General features: G+C 53.8%; 16 protein-coding genes and 1 riboswitch. Of the genes, 10 read left to right on the top strand and 6 right to left on the bottom strand.

What is annotated here, in order from left to right:
• Positions 1-39: 39 nt before the first annotated feature.
• The 10 genes from KGFNPO_RS06260 (at position 40) to panC (ending at position 10,167) form a co-directional block, all read left to right on the top strand.
• Positions 40-513: a GNAT family N-acetyltransferase gene (locus tag KGFNPO_RS06260; protein ID WP_472633648.1), complete on the top strand. Its 474-nt coding sequence runs from the start codon at positions 40-42 to the stop codon at positions 511-513.
• 378 nt (positions 514-891) lie between these two features.
• Positions 892-2,901, top strand: a complete 2,010-nt coding sequence (gene hyfB / locus KGFNPO_RS06255) for a hydrogenase 4 subunit B (RefSeq protein ID WP_472633646.1) — start codon at positions 892-894, stop codon at positions 2,899-2,901.
• A complete protein-coding gene (locus KGFNPO_RS06250) occupies positions 2,898-3,848 on the top strand; it encodes a respiratory chain complex I subunit 1 family protein (protein ID WP_472633645.1) in 951 nt (316 codons plus the stop codon). Before hyfB ends, KGFNPO_RS06250 begins: the two co-directional genes overlap by 4 nt.
• 4 nt (positions 3,849-3,852) lie before the next feature.
• On the top strand, positions 3,853-4,512 hold the full coding sequence (locus tag KGFNPO_RS06245) for a formate hydrogenlyase (RefSeq protein ID WP_472634403.1): 660 nt from the start codon (positions 3,853-3,855) through the stop codon (positions 4,510-4,512).
• A 1-nt stretch (position 4,513) separates the two neighbouring features.
• Positions 4,514-5,974: a hydrogenase 4 subunit F gene (locus KGFNPO_RS06240; protein ID WP_472633644.1), complete on the top strand. Its 1,461-nt coding sequence runs from the start codon at positions 4,514-4,516 to the stop codon at positions 5,972-5,974.
• A complete protein-coding gene (locus tag KGFNPO_RS06235) occupies positions 5,971-7,527 on the top strand; it encodes a hydrogenase large subunit (RefSeq protein ID WP_472633642.1) in 1,557 nt (518 codons plus the stop codon). Before KGFNPO_RS06240 ends, KGFNPO_RS06235 begins: the two co-directional genes overlap by 4 nt.
• Positions 7,527-8,039: an NADH-quinone oxidoreductase subunit B family protein gene (locus KGFNPO_RS06230; RefSeq protein ID WP_472633640.1), complete on the top strand. Its 513-nt coding sequence runs from the start codon at positions 7,527-7,529 to the stop codon at positions 8,037-8,039. Before KGFNPO_RS06235 ends, KGFNPO_RS06230 begins: the two co-directional genes overlap by 1 nt.
• Positions 8,040-8,148: 109 nt before the next feature.
• Positions 8,149-8,358 carry a DUF3460 family protein gene (locus tag KGFNPO_RS06225; RefSeq protein ID WP_472633639.1) on the top strand — a complete coding sequence of 70 codons (210 nt, stop codon included), beginning with the start codon at positions 8,149-8,151 and terminating at the stop codon, positions 8,356-8,358.
• Positions 8,359-8,418: 60 nt separating this feature from the next.
• Complete coding sequence (locus KGFNPO_RS06220; protein ID WP_472634402.1) at positions 8,419-9,261, top strand: segregation and condensation protein A; 843 nt, start codon at positions 8,419-8,421, stop codon at positions 9,259-9,261.
• A 66-nt stretch (positions 9,262-9,327) separates the two neighbouring features.
• Positions 9,328-10,167: a pantoate--beta-alanine ligase gene (gene panC, locus KGFNPO_RS06215; protein ID WP_472633638.1), complete on the top strand. Its 840-nt coding sequence runs from the start codon at positions 9,328-9,330 to the stop codon at positions 10,165-10,167.
• 8 nt (positions 10,168-10,175) lie between these two features.
• Here panC and KGFNPO_RS06210 read toward each other — a convergent pair whose 3' ends face one another.
• The 6 genes from KGFNPO_RS06210 to KGFNPO_RS06185 all read right to left on the bottom strand — a co-directional run bounded on the left by KGFNPO_RS06210 (position 10,176) and on the right by KGFNPO_RS06185 (position 14,648).
• On the bottom strand, positions 10,176-11,081 hold the full coding sequence (locus KGFNPO_RS06210; protein WP_472633637.1) for a metal ABC transporter substrate-binding protein: 906 nt from the start codon (positions 11,079-11,081) through the stop codon (positions 10,176-10,178).
• A 36-nt stretch (positions 11,082-11,117) separates the two neighbouring features.
• Positions 11,118-11,993: a metal ABC transporter permease gene (locus KGFNPO_RS06205; protein WP_472633636.1), complete on the bottom strand. Its 876-nt coding sequence runs from the start codon at positions 11,991-11,993 to the stop codon at positions 11,118-11,120.
• Positions 11,990-12,766 carry a metal ABC transporter ATP-binding protein gene (locus tag KGFNPO_RS06200; RefSeq protein WP_472633635.1) on the bottom strand — a complete coding sequence of 259 codons (777 nt, stop codon included), beginning with the start codon at positions 12,764-12,766 and terminating at the stop codon, positions 11,990-11,992. The genes KGFNPO_RS06205 and KGFNPO_RS06200 overlap by 4 nt, the downstream gene beginning before the upstream one ends.
• Positions 12,721-12,969, bottom strand: a complete 249-nt coding sequence (locus KGFNPO_RS06195; protein WP_472634558.1) for a hypothetical protein — start codon at positions 12,967-12,969, stop codon at positions 12,721-12,723. The genes KGFNPO_RS06200 and KGFNPO_RS06195 overlap by 46 nt, the downstream gene beginning before the upstream one ends.
• 418 nt (positions 12,970-13,387) lie before the next feature.
• A complete protein-coding gene (locus KGFNPO_RS06190; RefSeq protein ID WP_472633633.1) occupies positions 13,388-13,672 on the bottom strand; it encodes a DUF3563 family protein in 285 nt (94 codons plus the stop codon).
• 325 nt (positions 13,673-13,997) lie between these two features.
• A complete protein-coding gene (locus tag KGFNPO_RS06185) occupies positions 13,998-14,648 on the bottom strand; it encodes a PLP-dependent cysteine synthase family protein (RefSeq protein ID WP_472633631.1) in 651 nt (216 codons plus the stop codon).
• A gap of 6 nt (positions 14,649-14,654) precedes the next feature.
• A riboswitch (cobalamin riboswitch) is annotated at positions 14,655-14,888 on the top strand.
• Positions 14,889-14,933: the final 45 nt, after the last annotated feature.

The following is a 14,933-nucleotide window of genomic DNA, read 5'->3' as shown; positions in this document are numbered from 1 at the left end:
CCAACCGACTTTTACTCTAGCTGTCGATTTTTCAAAGATATGATCATACGAGAAGCAAATCTGGAAGACGCCCAAACCATCGCGGAGATCACCACCGCCGCGTGGGCAGAAAAAGTGGCGGCAAGCTCCAGCGGCCATACCGAATCGGCCGCCAGAGTCGAACAGGACTTGCACCACGGTGGCGGTTTTATCCTGCAAATCGGCCAGCAAACGGTCGGCTCGGTGCGCTGGCTGCCGATGGATACCGAGCACAACATCTGGGAAATACTGCGCATGGGCATTATTCCCGCCTTCCGCGAGCAAAACCTGTCGCTACATTTGCTCGAAGCGGTAATCCACCATGCACTCGGTTGCGATGTCACCGAACTGCGACTTGCAGTGCGCGCCGATCAGCCGCGTCTGCTGGATTTTTATGCGGCGCTCGGATTCGAAGTCGCGCCGGAACTCGAACACACCCACGCCAACCCGGAAGAACCAGCCCCGACAGTGATGCGCAGATTTCTCAGGCGATAGCACATACTCAATACCGTATTTTGTTTCACGCATTGAATATAAGCGGGAGTCACCATGTTTTTGCTTATACTCCCAATGTTTTCTTATACATAAGTCTGATAGACGACTATCCGCTCTGGCTTGGGTTCGGCGTCTGTCGCGGGCAATAAATGCGGTATTTAGTGCTCACATTTTTGCGGCCGATTCGTCCTGAGTACGGCAGGCGCTGAGCACTTTCCAGGCGCGCATGCTTGATGAATAACTTGAGGCATCCATACTCCAAGGTGCACAATACAAAAAAACCTATAAACATGTCCGGCATGATCAATGCTGGGGGGACTACCGGATGAATCGTCTTAACGTCACTTCCACCCTCGCGAACAACTATAAGAGGCGACGGTGCCAAACTTGATTCCAATTGACTACATACTACTGGTCATCGCAGGGTGGCTGGTTATTGGCGTTTGTGGCCTGCTCGTCATAAAAAGAACCGCGTTGGTTGCGTATGTGCTGTTCCCGTTGGGTGCAGTACTGGGCATCATCATGGGCACGACCGGCCTGGTCAGCGCCTTTGGGGCGACGCAAACCGCAGTCTTGCCCATCGGCTTGCCGGATTTGCCGTTTCACCTGCGACTCGACAGTCTGTCTTCTTATTTCCTGTTTGTGTTTGGCATCGTCACCACCGGGGTTTCCATTTTTTCTGCCGGCTATTTTCGTAAAGGCGAAGGAACCCCGCCGGGGCTGCTATGCCTTGAATATCACATCTGCCTTGCCAGCATGGCTTTGTTGTTGATCGCCGACGATGCCTATGTATTTATGGTGGCGTGGGAAACCATGAGCTTGTCTGCAACGTTGCTGGTTACCGCGAATCACCGGATGCCTGAAGTGCGCCGCGCGGGCTTCCTTTACTTTCTGATATCCCATGTTGGCGCACTCGCGCTATTGCTGTGTTTTGGCTTGCTACAGGCGAATACCGGCGACTACACATTTGCCAACATGCGCCTGCAGCATTTGGATATGTTCTGGGCCGCGATCGCTTTTTTCCTCGCGCTATTCGGATTTGGCGCCAAGGCTGGCATATTGCCGTTACATATATGGCTTCCGGAAGCCCACCCGGCGGCACCATCGCCGATCTCGGCCTTGATGAGCGCCTTCGTTCTGAAGACCGGTATCTATGGCGTTTTACGGGTAACGTTCGATTTGCTGCATACCCAGGTTTGGTGGTGGGGCGGAATTACGCTGGCAATCGGACTTGCGACAGCCTTGTTCGGCGTGGTGCTGAGTGCGGCCCAAACTGACATGAAACGGCTGCTGGCCTACTCTTCCATAGAAAACATCGGATTGATATTTGTCGGCATTGGTCTGACGATCCTGTTTAGCGCCTACGACATGACGGCCCTGGCCGCGCTGTCGCTGACTGCAGCGCTCTATCATGTAGCAAGTCATGGCGCGTTCAAAAGTTTGCTTTTCCTCGGTACCGGCACCGTGTTGCATGCGACTAAGGAGCGCAGTCTCGGTCATCTGGGCGGACTGATGCGCTTTATGCCATGGACCGGATGGGCGGCATTGGTGGGCGCACTGGCGGCTGCCGGTCTGCCTCCGTTCGGTGGGTTTGTGTCCGAATGGCTATTGTTGCAAAGCTTCTTATTTACTCCTGGGTTGCCGAACTCGTTCCTGAATATGCTGATCCCTGTTGTGGCTGCGGTCATCGCATTGGTTGGCGCGTTAGCGGGTTACGTGATGGTCAAATTTTTCGCCATTATTTTTCTTGGTCAGCCGCGCGAGCAAAAACTATACGCTGCGCACGATGCAGATAATTGGGAGCGCGCGGGTTTCGCATGGTTGGTCGCAGCCTGCATATTCTTCGGCTTGTTTCCGGTGCAGGTGGTGGTGCTGATAGATCAAGTCACGCACCTGCTTGTAGGCGGCGGCATCGGTGCGGCCGTCACGCAAAGCGGCTGGCTGCTGCTTACACCAGTCACGCCAGATCGGGCCAGTTACATGCCGGTGGCATTCGTGCTGGTATTGATGGCGTGCTGCGGTGCAGCTTACCTGCTGGTGCGACGTTTGTACCATGGCCGCTTCCGGCGCTCTATTCCATGGGCTTGCGGATTCCCTTTTCAAACGGCCCGGATGCAAGACACCGCAGAAGGCTTTGGTCAGCCGATCCGGGAAATTTTCGGCTCTTTTTTCCGGATGACGCGCGAACTGCCTTCAGCCTTCGATAAAGTGCCCCGCTACAAGGTGACGATTGAAGATCCTTTCTGGGGCTTGCTGTATCGTCCGATCGAGGCGATTACCGATCGCATCGCGCGCGTAATCAGCCTGCTGCAGCAAGGGCGGATTGCTGTGTATCTGCTCTACAGCTTTCTGACCCTTTTGATATTGTTGCTGGCGGTGAATTTATGATCACTTTCATTGGTTCTTTTGTACAACTACTGGAAATAATACTGGCGCTGGCGGCAGCGCCATTGTTGACGGGATGGGTCAATCAGTGTCGAGCCTGGCTGCAGAATAAAAAGGCTCCCAGTCTGTTTCAGCCATACCGCATGTTGCACAAGCTATTCCATAAAGAATCCGTATTGGCTGAACACGCCAGTCCGCTGTTTCGCACCGCGCCTTATATCGTGTTTGGCTGCTTGACGCTGGCTTGTGCAATCACCCCTACCCTGTCGACCGATCTGCCGCTATCGCCTGCCGCCGATGCGATTGCGCTAGTCGGCCTGCTGGCGCTGGCACGCGTTTTCATGTCGCTGGCCGCGATGGACGTCGGTACTGCTTTTGGCAGCATGGGTGCGCGGCGGGAAATGCTGGTCGGCTTCCTGGCTGAACCCGCACTGCTGATGGTATTGTTTTCCGCTTCCCTGATTACACAATCGACCTTACTCACCAGCATGGTGGATAGCCTGGTGCATCGCGAGTTGGCGATCTACCCCAGCCTGGCCTTTGCCGGGGTGGCATTTACGATGGTATCGCTAGCAGAAAATGCCCGCGTGCCAGTCGATAATCCCACCACGCATCTCGAACTGACCATGATTCATGAAGCGCTTTTGCTGGAATACTCAGGACGCCATCTGGCGCTGATGGAATGGGCTGCCAGCCTGAAACTTTTTGCCTATTCCTGCATAGGAATTGCACTATTCATACCTTGGGGTATCGCGGAAGCGAGCCATCCGCTTGCGCTGCTCACCGCACTCCCTATTTTGTTAATTAAACTGGCCATTGGTGGCGCATTGCTCGCCATGATCGAAATGAGTAGCGCCAAGATGCGCATCTTCCGGGTCCCTGAATTTCTTACCACCGCGTTTCTTCTGGCAGTCATCGGCATGCTCGTGCATTTCCTTTTAGGCGCATAGAATGATGCCAAATTTCACGATACAAATATTGAATCTGCTGGCTGCCACGCTGCTGCTGCTGACTTTTGCCATGCTCAGCCAACGCAGAATCCTTTCATTGATTTACCTGTTCACCTTGCATGGCGCCACACTGGTGGCTTCCGCTCTGGTGGTGGCGTATGTCACAAATGCCCCCCATCTGTATTTTTCTGCCGGCTTGACCTTTGCGCTTAAAGTGGTGTTGATTCCCTGGATACTCCACAAGTTAATTCTGCGCTTGAATGTCAAATGGGATGTGGAACCGTTGATCAATGTTCCCGCCACCATGTTGATCGGGATTGTGCTGGTGATCATCGCCTTCAATCTCGCTCTTCCGGTAGCAAAACTATCTTCCTCCATCGCCCGCGGCACCCTGGGCATTGCGCTGGCTTGTATCCTTCTTGCTTTCATGATGATGATCACGCGCTCCAGAGCGGTGCCGCAGGTAATCGGATTTCTCGCCATGGAGAATGGATTGTTTTTCGCGGCGACTGCAGCCACCAATGGGATGCCGATGATCGTCGAACTCGGAATAGCGCTTGATGTTCTGGTCGGCATTTTGATACTCGGTATATTCATGTTTCAGATCCGCGAGCAGTTCGATAACCTCGATATCCACAATCTGGAAAAGCTGAAAGAGGACTGACATGGATCCATTATTGCTGGTTCTCATCACCCCACTGCTAGGCGGCATCGTGCTGGGCCTGGTTGGGCAACATGAAGTAGCACCTGAAGTCAACGTCGGGTTCAGCTTGACCACTTTCATTGCGGCGGTAGTATTGACTGCAAAGATCATCGCTAGCGGTCCCATTTTCGCTTTCGGAAAATTATTTTTCGTCGACCCCCTGAATGTATTTCTGGTCACTTTGACAGCCTTTGTCGGCTTGACCACCGCATTATTTTCCCGTCCGTACATGCGCATCGAGCGCGATCACGGCAAGATGACGTCGAGCCGCATGCGTCTGTATCACAGCATGTATCAGCTATTCATGTTCACCATGTTGCTGGCACTGTTGACCAACAATATGGGCATCTTGTGGGTGGCGATGGAAGGCGCAACGCTGGCTACCGTTCTGCTGGTCAGCGTTTATCGCACTCCAACCAGCCTGGAAGCGGCCTGGAAATATTTCATTTTGTGCGGCGTCGGTATTGCACTGGCACTGTTTGGAACGATACTTTTGTATCTTGCCGCCGACCGCCAGCTTGGCGGCGACAGTGATGCGCTGTTGTGGACCAACCTGAATGGCATCAAGACACAACTTGAGCCAGCCATTATGTCGCTCGCATTTGTGTTCTTACTGGTCGGCTACGGCACCAAGATGGGCCTGGTGCCGCTGCATAACTGGTTGCCCGACGCCCATGCCGAAGGGCCAACGCCAATTTCTGCGGTGCTGTCGGGCCTTTTGCTTAATGTTGCGCTGTATGCGGTGCTGCGTTTCAAAGTTCTCGCAGACGGTGCGTTACAAAATGGCATTCCGGGCAAGTTGCTGGTCGGTTTTGGTTTGATCTCGGTGGTAGTGGCGACCTTTTCCTTGTCGCGGCAAAAAGATGTCAAACGCATGTTTTCCTACTCGTCAATCGAACATGTGGGGCTGATGACTTTTGCGTTCGGCATCGGCGGGCCAATCGCAACGTATGCCGGCTTGCTGCACATGACCGTGCACTCGCTAGTGAAATCCGCGATTTTTTTCACTGTGGGACATGCGTGCCAAAAAGCGGGCACCCAGGTTATTGCGGATATCCGTGGTTTGGTAAAAGTCAGTCCGACAGTGGGCTGGGGCATGCTGATAGGATCGCTGGCGATCCTCGGCTTGCCGCCATTTGGCGTATTCGCCAGCGAGTTTTTGATCGTTACAACCGCCATGCGTGATTTGCCTTGGGCGACACCGATACTGCTGTTGTCGCTGGGCGTGGCGTTCGCCTCGATTTTTAGTCGCGTGCAGTCAATGGTATTCGGCGAAACCACCGCGAAACCGCTCGCGCACTCGCCGGCATTGTTACCTGTATTCATGCATCTTGGGCTGGCGCTGATGCTCGGCTTGTATATCCCGCCCTACCTGAATACGTGGTTCCGGCAAGCGGTCAATATCATCGTGGGGAATGTATGAAAACTGATGACTTGGTCGAAAGATATGCGGTTCCTCTCAGATCGTTGCCGGGAAGCGCGCCGGTATGGATTGCCGAGATCGGGAGGCAGGACTGGGTGCGCATTGCGCAAATAATCCAGACTGAAGGAGGACGCCTAATCTCTCTTTGGGGTACCCACAGAACGCCAGAGACCGATCAATTCATTATCTCGGCAGCATATTGTGTGGCAGAGGGATTGCTTTGGTTTCGGCTAGTGGTGAGCGAACAGGAAGGATATCCGGACCTGTCCGGGGTGTTCCCCGCTGCAGTGCGCATGCAACGGTCAATTTTCGATCTGTTGGGCATTGGCGCGAACAGAGCAGAGGATGTGCGTCCCTGGCTCAATCACGGCAGGTGGCCTAGAGACTATTTCCCGCTACGGCAACAGGTTTCAGGACTGGAAAAATTTGACAGCGAGCTGGAAAACTATCCGTTTGTATCGGTAGCGGGAGACGGCGTACACGAAATTGCCGTAGGCCCGATTCATGCCGGCATTATCGAGCCTGGGCATTACCGTTTCTCGGTAGTGGGCGAGAAAGTTTTGCGTCTGGAACAAAGATTCGGCTATACCCACAAAGGTACCGATAAGCTTTTTACGCGGCTTCATATCGCTGATGGATACAAGCTTGCGGGACGCGTCTCTGGAGATTCGACGGTCGCTTTTGCCTGGGCCTATTGCATGGCCGCTGAGGCCGCAACCGCATGCCAAATACCGCCGCGCGCGCAATGGTTGCGCGCAATGCTGCTGGAACGTGAACGTATCGCCAATCACTTGGGCGACTTGGGCGGGATCGGAAATGATGCTGGTTTTGCGGTGGGACTAGCGCAGTTCATGTTGCTGAAAGAAGATTGGGTGCGACTGAATGATCAACTGTTTGGCCACCGTTTCATGATGGATTGTATTGTCCCCGGTGGCACGGCAATCGATATTGACGCCTCTGGCATAGACCTGATGATGACGCAGTGTGCACTCATTGAGGCAGAAGTCAAAACGCTTCGCAGCATCTATGAAGGGCATGCGGGCTTGCAGGACCGGTTTATTACCGCCGGCCGTGTGTTGCCGAAACTGGCGGCAGAGCTCGGCTTGTGCGGTTTGGCCGGACGGGCCAGCGCGCAGGCATGGGACGTGCGGGCCGATCAACCCATTAGTTCCTATGAGCAACTCAATGTTCGCATGGCGACGCACAATAATGGCGATGTCGCGGCGCGGGTATTTGTGCGGTTCGAAGAAATTTTCGAATCCATTCGTCTGTTGCGGGAAATCGCGCATCAATTACGGCCAGGACCAACCACAGTCTCCTTACCCGAACCCAGTACCGATGGTTTAGGCGTAGGCTGGATAGAAGGCTGGCGCGGCGCGGTATTTGTGGCGTTAGAAAATGATGCGCAAGGAAAGATTCTTCGTTGTCACTGCCACGATCCTTCCTGGCAGAACTGGCCTATTCTGCAACATGCAATCATGGGCAATATTGTTCCGGATTTTCCGCTGATCAACAAATCCTTCAACCTCAGCTATTCGGGACATGACCTCTGATGTGGCAACTATTTAAACAAATCGTGCATGTTGGGATTCCGACAGAAACAGCACCCGAGCCGCATGATGCCTGGCGCACGGAACATGGGCAAATTCAAACGGAAATTCTGCATACTCTTGGGCGCGCCTTATGTATTCGCGTAGTAGATGCCGGCTCATGCAATGCCTGCGAACTAGAGATACAGGCGTTGGGCAACCCTTACTACAACATGGAAGGACTAGGCATTAAGTTCGTTGCCAGTCCGCGCCATGCCGATATGCTGCTAGTCACCGGCCCGGTGACAAAAAACATGGAAGCCGCTTTGCAGTATGCCTACGACGCTATACCGCATCCAAAACTTGTCGTAGCAATTGGAGCATGCGCCTGCACTGGTGGGATTTTTGGCGAAAGTTATGCAAGTTGCGGGCGCGTCTCCAATGTAATCCCAGTCGATGTAACCGTGCCCGGATGCCCGCCAAAACCAATCGACATTTTGCGGGGTATATTGACAGCGGTATCTGCACGCGCTTAAAACGAATTGTGCAAGTGTATCGCTGCACAAACTACTTTTTCCTTTGGTTAAAATCGCCATGAGACAAGGTAGAATAATGTCTTGAACTTACCAGGCAATCAAAAACATAATGAAACTCACCAAACAATTCCAGCGCTACGAATCCGAAATAACCCTGTTCCTCAAGAATTTGAAGGAACAAAATCCAAACATCGAAAAAAGCCAACGCGAAGGGCGCGCCCTGCTGTGGGACAGAGAACCGGTTGATCTGAATACGCAAGAGCGCAACAAGGATTCGCAGGTGAAGCAACAGGCTTACGTGTACCAAAACAAAGTTTAAGAGCGCCAGTTGCAGAAAGTGCAACTCAGGGTACAGCTGGCACAACCGGCACAACCGTCGATGCAGGAAAACGCCGCAACCGCAGTTGATGAAGCAGTCGTGAATGCCAGCGATAGTCCGGTTGAAACGCCGGCGCTGGTCAAATTGTATGGCGAGCCGCTGTTGCGCATGCCCACTGACCTGTACATTCCGCCGGATGCGCTGGAAATCTTCCTGGAAGCGTTCGAGGGGCCACTGGATTTGTTGCTATATCTGATTCGCAGGCAAAACTTCAATATCCTCGACATCCCGATGGCGCAGGTAACCCGGCAATACCTGCAATACGTCGAGCAGGTGCGCATCCACAATCTCGAACTGGCAGCCGAATACCTGCTGATGGCGGCCATGCTGATCGAGATCAAATCGCGCATGTTGCTGCCGGCCAGGAAAAACGATAGCAGCGACGAAGCCGCAGATCCGCGCGCCGAACTGGTACGCCGCCTGCTGGAATACGAACAAATGAAGCTGGCTGCGCTGCAGATCAATGCACTACCGCAACTAGGGCGCGATTTCCTGCTGCCACAAGTACTGGTTGATCAAAGTGTGGTGCGCTGGGCCGATATTAGCGTCATAGAACTGGAATCGGCATGGGCCGACCTGCTACGTCGGGCTACGCTGGTCCAGCACCACCAGATCAGCCGCGAAGAACTCTCGGTACGTGAACACATGTCGGGCATCTTGCGTGCCTTGCAAGGCTGCAAATTTGTCGAGTTTTCGGATCTATTCGATAGCACGCGCGGAATCCCGGTATTAGTGGTGAATTTCGTCGCATTGCTCGAACTGGCAAAAGAAACCCTGATAGAAATTACCCAGGCAGAGCCGTTTGCTCCGATTTACGTACGGCTGGCTTACGCGCCGACCTGATTATCAAAATGCATTCGTCCTTGCCGAAATGCCGGCGCACACTTGACATAAGCCTGAAAGAATTCCATGAAAATAGTCACATCGATTGAAGAGTTGCGCGATCAGTTACGCGGCCAGTTGCGTAGCGCATTCGTTCCCACGATGGGCAACCTGCACGAGGGGCACCTGTCGTTAATGCGCCTGGCGCGCCGGCACGGCGACCCTGTGGTGGCATCGATTTTCGTCAACCGCCTGCAGTTCGGTCCCAACGAAGATTTTGACAAGTACCCGCGTACGTTCCAGGCCGATGTCGAAAAACTGGAAAAAGAAGGCGTCTACGTATTGTTCGCACCAACCGAAAAAGACCTCTACCCGGAACCGCAGGAATACCGCGTGCAGCCGCCAAACGATCTGGGCAATATCCTGGAAGGCGAGTTTCGCCCCGGTTTTTTCACCGGTGTGAGCACGGTGGTATTGAAACTATTCTCGTGCGTGCAACCCAAGGTGGCGGTATTCGGCAAGAAGGATTACCAGCAGTTGATGATCGTGCGCAACATGTCCAGGCAATTTGCACTACCGACTGAAATCATCGCAGCCGAAACCTATCGGGCAGACGACGGCCTGGCGCTGTCATCGCGCAATCGCTATTTAACAGACGACGAGCGGGCCGAAGCGCCGCACCTGTTCCAGACCTTGAACGCGGTGGCGCAAGAAGTCCGGACCGGCCATCTCGACATGTTCGAACTGGAGCGGCACGCGATGGCGCAACTGGAAAAGCGCGGATGGAAGCCGGATTACGTAGCCGTGCGCAAGCGCATCGACCTCCAACCGCCCTCTGCCGGCGATCTGGCAGAAGGTGTGCCGTTAGTAGCGTTGTGCGCCGCCAAGATAGGCGTCACACGCTTGATCGATAACCTCGAAATCTGAGGCAATCTTCAATTCAACTTCAGTCCCAGCATCAGTTGCTCGATGTTGTAACGCATCATTTTCAGGTAAGTGGGCGCAGCGTCCTGCGGACCGGACAAAGCGTCCGCGTAGAGCTTGGCGCCCATGGTGACGCCTGCTTCGCGGCTGAGTTGTTGCAGCAACTTGGGGTTGCTCATGTTCTCTACATGCACGGACTTAATCCGCTCGCGCCGAATTTGGCTAATCAGTTTGGCAACATCCTTGGCGCTGGCCTCGCTCTCAGTCGAGGTTCCTTGCGGAGCCAGGAATGTGATCCGGTAACGCGCCCCCAGATAGCCAAAAGCGTCGTGCGAAGTGATGACTTTGCGCTTGGCCGCCGGGATCTGTGCAAACTGCTGAGTAGCCCAGCCGTCGAGTTCTTTGAGCGATTTCACATATCGATCACGATTGTCCTGATAGTAGTGCGCTCCGGCTGGATCGATTTTGCCAAGCGCAGCGGCGATATTTCCCGCATAGGTAATGACATTGGTCGGATCTTGCCATGCATGCGGATCGGCATGCATCTTGTCGGCATGATCTTCATCGGACATGTCGCGCGCCTTGATGCCGCTGGAAGCCACCACCGTTGCGCCCGTATAGCCGGCAGCGCCCGACAAACGGTTTAGCCATTGATCGAAACCCAGGCCATTGACCACTACCAGCTTCGATTGCACCACCTTTTTCGCGTCCGCCGGTGACGGTGAGAACATGTGTGCATCCTGGTCCGGACCTACTAGCGTGGAAACCGCAACCCGCTCGCCGCCAATCACCGAAACCAAATCACCCAAAATACTGAAACTCGCCACTACCGGCAATTTATCGGCGGCAGCGGCAGCACCTGCAGTCGACGCCAGCAACGCCAAGACCGCAAACGGGATTTTCCAAAATTGATGCATTTTGTATTCTTTCGTGAGGTGGGAAACTGGATAGATTCAGCCCTGCAAATGCGAGGAGCGCCGCAACCTGGGTAACCAGCCGCGCGGCGCGAACAGCAGCGAGGCCAAATACAGCACACCGGCGCAGACGATAATGGTCGGCCCCGAGGGCGTATCAATGTGGTACGACAGCAATAGTCCGAAATACCCGGCACAGGCGGCTTGCAGCATGCTGCCCAGCAATTGTGCTGGCAAAGTGTCATGCCAGAGCCGTGCCGATACGGCCGGCAACATCATCAAGCCGACCGCCATCAGCGTCCCCAGCGTCTGAAAACCCGCCACCAGATTCAATACCACCAGCATCAGAAATGTCTGCTGCAGCACGATGCCGCGGCTGCCGCTGGCCGCCAGATAGGATGGATCGAAACTCTCCAGCAACAAGCCGCGATACAGTATCGCCAACGCCAATAAGCTGAAGGTAGAAACGCCGGCCACCAACAATAAACCGCCGACATCCACTCCCAGTACACTGCCAAACAGAATATGCAATAAATCGAGCTGGGTTCCCCGACGCGAAATCAGTATCACGCCCAGCGCCAGCGCCACCAGATAAATCGCCGCCAGACTGGCATCCTCTTTCAATTCGGTATAGCGACTAATCAACCCGGCAATCGCCACCACGATGATGCCAGCCAGAAAACCACCAATAGTCATCGCCGTGAGCGACAAACCAAATAGTAAAAAACCCGCCGCCACGCCGGGCAACACCGCATGGCTTAACGCATCGCCAAACAAACTCATCCGGCGCAAGGTCAGCAAGACACCGAGCGGCGCGGCGCTCATCGCCAAAGCGATAGTGGCCACCAGCGCCCGGCGCATAAAGGCGAACTCCTGAAAGGGAGCGACGGCAAATTGATAAATATCACTAATCATGCCGCCCTAACGCCAACTTCGCACAGCGGCGCATTCTCGTCCCACGCCTCAGCCATCACTTTGGCCTGGCGCAAATGATCATCCGTCATGACCGTTGCAGTATCGCCCCAGGCAATCACGTTGCGCGCCAGCAGCAGCGTTTGCGGGAAATAGCTACGCACCTGCGCATGGTCATGCAACACGGCAATCACCGTGCGGCCTTCCCGATGCCAGGATGCGACAATGCGCAACAATTCGGCAGTGGTCTTGCTATCGACCGCATTGAATGGTTCATCGAGCAAGATCAAATCGGCATCCTGCAACAGCATGCGGGCAAACAGCACGCGCTGGAACTGGCCGGCCGACAAGGACCCGATTGCGCGTTGCGAAAATCCATCCAGGCCGACTGCGCTTAATGCTGATTCTGCTTGCGCCATCAATGCGGAAGAAATCGCACCGAATTGCCCTACCCGCTGCCAGTAACCGAGCAATACGCAATCGCGCACCAGAATCGGAAAACTACGGTCGATTTCCGACTGTTGCGGCAAATAAGCGGTGCGCCGCAAATCCGGAGCAACCTTGACGCACCCGCTATTGACCGGCAACAAGGCCAGAATACTCTTCAGTAATGTGCTTTTCCCCGCTCCGTTGGGGCCGGTCACGGCCGTCAGTGAGCCCTTGGCAAATTGTCCGCTTACGTGGTGCAGAGCCGGATGCCGCCGAAAGGCAACCGTAAGATCATCCAGCCTCACCACGGCGATTCTCCTGCCAGCGCCCACAACACGCCTAACCATAAGGCAAGAATAGCCGGCAAAATCGCCAACACACGTAACCAAGCCGGCCAAGCCAGCACGGCAAAAACAAAGCTTCGTGGAGATTGCGTGCGAAAAGACATGATTGAAGTCAATCGTTTAAATATTGAAGGAACAAACGCATAAAGGCAGCGCACTACATGCAACTCGGTTGCAAGCAGTATGACAGAGACGAACAGAAACATGCAACCTAGTTGCAATCAATATTTGAAGGGCAAGTAAGTATTCAAGGGAATGTTGCAGCGAACATTGCCCTTATATTGTCACGAAAATGGCTGGCAAACCTGCAAGGAAAATGATGCAGCGAGTGAGCGTTCCTGTATCAGGGGCAATCTCGGCATAGGGATGGGTTTTGGTTTTCATGCCGCGCTAGTGCACCAAAAACAGGCACATTACCAACCTCCCAACGGCGCAGCGCGACTTCAGTTCGCGTGCACTGCGTCAGCCAGTTAATTGATTTTTAATGTTTAGCCGCTATTGGCTGGATGCACCAAACCTGACGATTATGGATCGGGCTCAGTGAAGTTTGATTTTTTTCAATTACATTACATGGGCTATGGAGCCTGAATTGCGCATGAAAACCACAAAACACATCAGACCAGATCAGTAGTACCTTGAATTGTTGCCCCATTGACTGGAATTATTAGAACGCATGTTCTCAAATTGTTTCATCCGATGTTCCAGGTCATAGATATCGGACGCATCAGCCAAATAAGCTTCCTTCCGCTCCATATCCTTGCGCTCAATCCTTTGACCCAAGCGCTTGAAAAATCCCATGGGTTTGCGTTCTGCGCCGACGTCAGCCGCAACTGGAACCACTCGCGAATATATGAACTGCAGAATGTTGAGTCTAGGTGAACTACTTGCTGGGTGCGTATTGATGGACATAATTTACTCCTTCTGTGTAATCTAAAATGCTGCAATGCAGTATAAGTATAGGCACAGAAAGATATAAATCAAATTATGTTTTACTATACGTTTTATTCATCAAAAGAATATCTTAAGGTAAGCGATTTACCGTAACAAAATTTACTTCGAAGCAAAATTCTTGTAAAAACCAAAAAAAACAAAGCGAAATCGCTTCAAAGTAGAGAAACCAGCAACTGCGGAATAACAGCATTCACATAATTTAAAATACCCAATAAATAATTTACGTATAGGCTGCGACTTGCCGTATAAGAATTATTCCGCAACGCAACATAATCCGTCCTACTTACCTTTGGTGCCGCAGGACAACATCCGGCTCCACTGCAATCACCTGAAAGCCGGGCTTGCGTGCTTTCAATACTTCACCCACGCCGGTAATAATGCCACCGGTGCCGACCCCGGCCACCAGAATATCGGCCTGGCCGTCGGTATCGTTCCAGATTTCTTCAGCCGTAGTGCGGCGATTCACTTCGGGATTTGCCGCATTCTTGAATTGTTGCGACAGGAAGTAGCGCGCATCTGACGCCACCAGTGCCTCGGCCTTCCTGATGGCGCCCGGCATACCTTCGCTGCCCGGAGTAAGCACCAATTCCGCACCGTAAGCGCGCAGCAGCATGCGCCGTTCCCGGCTCATGGTGTCAGGCATGATCAACATGCAGCGATAGCCGCGCGCCGCGCACACCATGGCCAGCGCGATGCCGGTATTGCCGCTGGTCGGCTCGACAATGATGGTGTCGGGTTTGATCAGGCCAGCCTGCTCTGCGGCCTCGATCATGGACACGCCGATCCGGTCCTTGACGCTGTGCGCCGGACTGTAAAATTCCAGTTTGGCAAGCACGGTGGCAACCGCGCCCTGCGCCATGCGGTTGATACGGACCAAAGGCGTATTGCCAACCAGCACAAGATTTTTTAGAGTGCGGTTGTCGCAAGCTGGCATTGCAACATACAATACGCACGTTTTGGTGCCCGCAGACATCCCCATGTCTGCAGTTAAACGGGAAACACGGCGTAGATGACACCCTCACCCGCCAACGTGTGCTGCCCCCGCAACGGTAAAACAAGCGTCACTATGAGTTTCAGTGACAAACCGCCTCTCAGGACCACTGTGCAACTCGCACGGGAAGGTGAGGCGGTCTGACTTGTCAGCCCGGATACCGGCCAAAATAGGTGGAAGCGCGCGAACCCGCACTTTCGTTGATTCCGGCTTGCGGGGACGCAGGTC

This window comes from Gelidimonas diazotrophica (assembly GCF_055694025.1).
This window is presented reverse-complemented; position numbering and strand designations above follow the sequence as displayed.

Bases quoted from the DNA above. Each gene is read 5' to 3' on its own strand.
- panC (WP_472633638.1), top strand. From the start codon at position 9,328: ATGAAAATAGTCACATCGATTGAAGAGTTGCGCGATCAGTTACGCGGC.
- KGFNPO_RS06250 (WP_472633645.1), top strand. From the start codon at position 2,898: ATGATCACTTTCATTGGTTCTTTTGTACAACTACTGGAAATAATACTG.
- KGFNPO_RS06205 (WP_472633636.1), bottom strand. From the start codon at position 11,993: ATGATTAGTGATATTTATCAATTTGCCGTCGCTCCCTTTCAGGAGTTC.
- KGFNPO_RS06220 (WP_472634402.1), top strand. From the start codon at position 8,419: ATGCAGGAAAACGCCGCAACCGCAGTTGATGAAGCAGTCGTGAATGCC.
- KGFNPO_RS06190 (WP_472633633.1), bottom strand. From the start codon at position 13,672: ATGTCCATCAATACGCACCCAGCAAGTAGTTCACCTAGACTCAACATT.
- KGFNPO_RS06230 (WP_472633640.1), top strand. From the start codon at position 7,527: ATGTGGCAACTATTTAAACAAATCGTGCATGTTGGGATTCCGACAGAA.
- KGFNPO_RS06260 (WP_472633648.1), top strand. From the start codon at position 40: ATGATCATACGAGAAGCAAATCTGGAAGACGCCCAAACCATCGCGGAG.
- KGFNPO_RS06195 (WP_472634558.1), bottom strand. From the start codon at position 12,969: ATGTTTCTGTTCGTCTCTGTCATACTGCTTGCAACCGAGTTGCATGTA.
- KGFNPO_RS06240 (WP_472633644.1), top strand. From the start codon at position 4,514: ATGGATCCATTATTGCTGGTTCTCATCACCCCACTGCTAGGCGGCATC.
- KGFNPO_RS06210 (WP_472633637.1), bottom strand. From the start codon at position 11,081: ATGCATCAATTTTGGAAAATCCCGTTTGCGGTCTTGGCGTTGCTGGCG.
- KGFNPO_RS06235 (WP_472633642.1), top strand. From the start codon at position 5,971: ATGAAAACTGATGACTTGGTCGAAAGATATGCGGTTCCTCTCAGATCG.
- KGFNPO_RS06225 (WP_472633639.1), top strand. From the start codon at position 8,149: ATGAAACTCACCAAACAATTCCAGCGCTACGAATCCGAAATAACCCTG.
- KGFNPO_RS06185 (WP_472633631.1), bottom strand. From the start codon at position 14,648: ATGCCAGCTTGCGACAACCGCACTCTAAAAAATCTTGTGCTGGTTGGC.
- KGFNPO_RS06245 (WP_472634403.1), top strand. From the start codon at position 3,853: ATGCCAAATTTCACGATACAAATATTGAATCTGCTGGCTGCCACGCTG.
- KGFNPO_RS06200 (WP_472633635.1), bottom strand. From the start codon at position 12,766: ATGGTTAGGCGTGTTGTGGGCGCTGGCAGGAGAATCGCCGTGGTGAGG.